The sequence below is a fragment of the Pseudomonas sp. AGC41 genome, from assembly GCF_057334555.1.
Window position 1 is genome coordinate 72217 of sequence record NZ_JBHFJB010000152.1, and the last position, 4545, is coordinate 76761.

Sequence of the window (4545 nt, forward strand, 5' to 3'; positions counted from 1 at the left end):
CCCCCCGCCACAGGTTCAACAGCAGCCACCTCGCAAAAAAAAGCGGACAGCCTTGGCCGTCCGCAAATATGCGCACATAGAGAGGAGCTTATCGCAACAGCGTTAGAACACCGACTGAATTTTCAGGCCGGCCACCAGCGCGTTGTCGACTTCATCGACACCGCCCGGGTGAGTGACGTATTGCAGGTTCGGACGCACGGTCAGCCAGTTGGTGACATGGAAGCCGTAGTTGATCTCGTAGTTGTACTCGGTGCTACGCAACGGCGCGAACAGTGGATCGTCGTAGTCGCTGACGCCATTGGCAGCGTTGGTCAGTTCGGCGTTTTTCTTCACGTCTTCGTTGACATGGATACGCGAGAAACCGATTCCTACATCATCTTTAGGACGCGCGTCGAATGGCCCTTTGTACACAAACATCAGCGACTGGTAGTTGTCGACGACGTTGGTTTCCTTGTCATGAAAGGTGGCGTTGGCTGCGATGTTCAGACCGCGCGAAGCGTCACCGTTATGGGCGGTGAGCTGCTGCTGCACGACGAGCCAGTAGCCATCCTTGCTGCTGTGGCTGCGATAGGCGTTGCGAGTGGTCGCGGCATCATCGCCATTGACGTCTTCGCGAACATCATCAGCCTTGGCCGTGCTCTTGTAGTAACCAACGCGGTATTCGCCCGGCAGGTTGTTGATCTTCGGTGACCAGACCAATTCGACCGGAATCAGGGTGCCCTGGGTGCCGCTGCCGCTGAGCTTGTAGCGGTTGTTGTTTTCCAACTGCGAAGGGTTCTGATTGTAGGCACCGATCTGCGCGTAGAGCTCTGGCGTGATGTTGTACTTGAAGCGAATCGCCGCCTGCATGATTGGCCAGTTGTACCAGATGCCGGTGGCCCAGTTACCCGCTTGCGAACCGCAGAACGCCAGGTTCTGGAACTCGCAAGGGAAGGTGTTGAAGTCTTCGCCCACACCGTAGTAACCGGCTTTGACATCGAGCTTGCTGTCGAAATACTTCTGTTTGATCCACAACTGGGTCAGACGGGTGGTCTGGCCGCGACCCCAGACTTCCTGGGACGAACTGAGGGTGCCGGCACGCGGGTCACCGATACGATCGTTGGAGATGTTGCGACCATCCCGACGAGTGAATTGAATCTTGGCTTCCGTATCGTTCCAGCCTGCCAGTTTCTCCAGGTCGAGGGCTACGCCCAAGCCAAACTGCTGGGACCAGCGCGCGGTCTTGTCATCGTTGTAGCCGCCGTCGAGGTTGGCACCCATCTCACCGACGAAATCCGCCTTGATATCGATACCTTGCTCGATCAGCTTGGTCCGTTCACCGCCCCAGTCGCCCGTCATCCACTTCGAGTCGGCGCTGAACGCGTCGGCTGCGTGTGCGCTACCGGCCAGCATCATCGCCGCAACGGCTGACAACTGGCAGATAAGCTGGGCATTGTTCTTCTTCTTCATCCCTACATCCTCGTCTTTATTGTTATTAACTGTTTTTATCTAACGCGGTTTACAACGATTGCGACGAATGTCCCCATCCCTCGCATACTCCTTTTGTGTGGGAGCAGGCTTGCTGCCCCACATTTGTTCATCACCGGCCTTTGAACTGCGCCACATTGTCGGCTCGGGCCTCCACCGACGGTTGCGCGGCCACGCCCAGGCGCTCGCCGGACTTGGCATCGAACAGCAGCACTTTCGATGGATCGAATTGCAATGTCAGGGTTTCTCCCGGCGACGGCGCCACGTCCGGCGCCAGTCGGCAGCAGACCTTGGTGTCGTTGAGATTGACGAACACCAGGGTGTCCGGACCGGTGGGCTCAGTGACCTGGACTTCGGCGCGGATGGTCGGCAGGCCGTTCGGCTCGTTACCCGCCAGCACGATCTGCTCCGGACGCAGGCCAAGGATCACTTCGCGATCCTCCAGGCCGGCGTCCTGCATGCCCATTGGCAACTCGCAACGGGCCTGGCCGCTGTCGAGCAGGGCCAGCAGCCGACCATCCTTGCGTTGCAGGCGCAGCGGGATGAAGTTCATCGGCGGCGAACCGATGAAGCTCGCCACGAACAGGTTGGCCGGGTTGTTGTAGATATCCTTCGGCGTGCCGAACTGCTGGATGATCCCGTCCTTCATCACCGCCACTTTATCGCCCAGGGTCATGGCTTCGATCTGGTCGTGGGTCACGTAGACCGTGGTGGTCTTCAGGCGCTGGTGCATCAGTTTCATTTCGGTGCGCATCTCGACGCGCAGCTTGGCGTCGAGGTTGGACAGCGGCTCGTCGAACAGGTAGATCTTCGGCCGCCGCGCCAGCGCCCGGCCCATCGCGACACGCTGCTGCTGCCCGCCGGAGAGCTGGCCGGGCTTGCGGTTGAGCAAGTGCTCGATCTGCAACAGTTTGGCCACCCGCGCCACTTCTTCGTTGATGTCCGCCTGTTTCATCTTGCGGATCTTCAAGCCGAACTCGATGTTCTCGCGCACGCTCATGGTCGGGTACAGCGCATAGGACTGGAACACCATGGCGATGTCGCGATCCTTGGGGCTCATGCCGCTGACGTCCTGGTCGCCGATCATGATCGCGCCACCGGTAATGGTCTCAAGACCGGCGATGCAGTTCATCAGGGTCGACTTGCCGCAACCCGAAGGACCGACCAGGATCAGGAATTCACCTTCCTTGATCGACAGCTGGATGTCCTTCAAGGTGTCGGGCAGGCCCGCGCCATAAGTCTTGTTTACATTGCGAAGTTCAAGCGTAGCCATGATTACCCCTTGACCGCGCCAGCCGTGAGGCCGCGCACGAAATACTTGCCTGCGATCACATAGACCAGCAGGGTCGGCAGCCCGGCGATCATCGCCGCCGCCATGTCCACGTTATATTCCTTGGCTCCGGTGCTGGTGTTGACCAGGTTGTTCAGCGCCACCGTGATGGGCTGCGAGTCGCCGCTGGAGAACACCACGCCAAAGAGGAAGTCGTTCCAGATCTGGGTGAACTGCCAGATCAGGCAGACCATGATGATCGGCGTCGACATCGGCAGGATGATCCGCCGGAAGATCGTGAAGAACCCGGCACCGTCGAGGCGCGCGGCCTTCACCAGCGCGTCGGGGATGCTCACGTAGTAATTGCGGAAGAACAGCGTGGTGAACGCCAGGCCGTAGACGACATGGACAAACACCAGGCCGGTGGTGGTGCTGGCCAGGCCCATCTTGCCGAGGGTGAACGAGGCCGGCAGCAGTACGGTCTGGAACGGCAGGAAGCAGCCGAACAGCAACAGGCCGAAGAACAACTGCGAGCCACGGAAGCGCCACATCGACAGCACATAGCCGTTCAACGCGCCGATGGCGGTGGAAATCAGCACGGCCGGCACGGTGATCTTGATCGAGTTCCAGAAGTACCCGTTGACCGTCGCCCAGGCCTTGACCCAACCGATGCCGCTGACCACGGTCGGCCAGCTCAACAGGTTGCCGGTGCTGATGTCTTCCGGCGTCTTGAAGCTGGTCAACAGCATGACCACCAACGGCACCAGGTAAAGCAACACGGCGAGGATCAGCACCGCGTAGATCGCGATGCGGCTCACGCTGATGGCAGGTTTCGCAGCGAGACTAGTCATGACGCTTGGCCCTCAGCTCGGAATACAGGTAAGGCACGATGATCGCGAGGATCGCACCGAGCATCAGGATTGCACTGGCCGAGCCCATGCCCATCTGGCCGCGGCTGAAGGTGAAGGAGTACATGAACATGGCAGGCAGGTCGGAGGAGTAGCCCGGACCACCGGCCGTCATTGCCGCCACCAGGTCGAAACTCTTGATCGCGATGTGCGCCAGAATCATCACGGCGCTGAAGAACACCGGACGCAGGCTTGGCAGCACCACTTTCCAGTAGATACGCGGCATGCTCGCGCCATCGATCTGCGCGGCGCGGATGATCGATTGATCAACGCCCCGCAGGCCGGCCAGGAACATCGCCATGATGAAACCCGAAGCCTGCCAGACCGCAGCGATCACCAGGCAATACACCACACGATCGGGGTCGATCAGCCAGTCCAGGCGGAAGCCTTCCCAGCCCCAGTCGCGCAACAATTTGTCCAGGCCCATGCCCGGGTTGAGCAGCCATTTCCAGGCGGTACCGGTAACGATCATCGAGAGCGCCATCGGGTACAGGTAAATGGTGCGGATGAACCCTTCGCGGCGAATGCGCTGGTCAAGAAACACCGCCAGCAGCACACCGATCACCAGGGTAATGCCAATGAACATGCCGCCGAAAACCGCGAGATTCTTGCTCGCGACCCACCAGCGATCGTTGTCCCACAGCCGTGCGTATTGCGCCAGACCGGCCCACTTATAGGTAGGCAGAAACGTAGACGTGGTGAACGACAGGACGAACGTCCACAAGATGTAGCCATAGAAGCCCACCAGAACGATGAACATGCTCGGCGCCAGGACCAGTTTTGGTAGCCAGCGCTGCAATGCATCGAAGGGCGAGGCCTTGCTGAACACAGCAACAGAACTCATGGGGAAATCCAATACAAGAAAAAAAACTACAACGTTGTTCCTTGTGGGAGCGAGCC

4 protein-coding genes are annotated in these 4545 nt (G+C 59.4%); all 4 read right to left on the bottom strand.

The window, feature by feature from the left end:
* Nucleotides 1-102 precede the first annotated feature (102 nt).
* Nucleotides 103-1449 (bottom strand): carbohydrate porin, encoded by a 1347-nt coding sequence (locus ACE04F_RS25060; protein WP_486110368.1) that lies wholly within the window; start codon nucleotides 1447-1449, stop codon nucleotides 103-105.
* Nucleotides 1450-1579: 130 nt separating this feature from the next.
* Complete coding sequence (locus tag ACE04F_RS25065) at nucleotides 1580-2740, bottom strand: ABC transporter ATP-binding protein (protein ID WP_486110369.1); 1161 nt, start codon at nucleotides 2738-2740, stop codon at nucleotides 1580-1582.
* A gap of 2 nt (nucleotides 2741-2742) precedes the next feature.
* Entirely contained in the window at nucleotides 2743-3588 is an 846-nt protein-coding gene (locus ACE04F_RS25070) for a carbohydrate ABC transporter permease (RefSeq protein ID WP_486110370.1), read from the bottom strand.
* The gene (locus ACE04F_RS25075) at nucleotides 3581-4489 is read right to left on the bottom strand and encodes a carbohydrate ABC transporter permease (protein ID WP_030139360.1); all 909 of its coding nucleotides are present in this window, start codon (nucleotides 4487-4489) and stop codon (nucleotides 3581-3583) included. Before ACE04F_RS25075 ends, ACE04F_RS25070 begins: the two co-directional genes overlap by 8 nt.
* Nucleotides 4490-4545 lie beyond the last annotated feature (56 nt).

What these genes read in the sequence shown, in the direction of transcription:
- ACE04F_RS25065 (WP_486110369.1), bottom strand. Translation starts at nt 2,740, where the DNA reads ATGGCTACGCTTGAACTTCGCAATGTAAACAAGACTTATGGCGCGGGC.
- ACE04F_RS25075 (WP_030139360.1), bottom strand. Translation starts at nt 4,489, where the DNA reads ATGAGTTCTGTTGCTGTGTTCAGCAAGGCCTCGCCCTTCGATGCATTG.
- ACE04F_RS25070 (WP_486110370.1), bottom strand. Translation starts at nt 3,588, where the DNA reads ATGACTAGTCTCGCTGCGAAACCTGCCATCAGCGTGAGCCGCATCGCG.
- ACE04F_RS25060 (WP_486110368.1), bottom strand. Translation starts at nt 1,449, where the DNA reads ATGAAGAAGAAGAACAATGCCCAGCTTATCTGCCAGTTGTCAGCCGTT.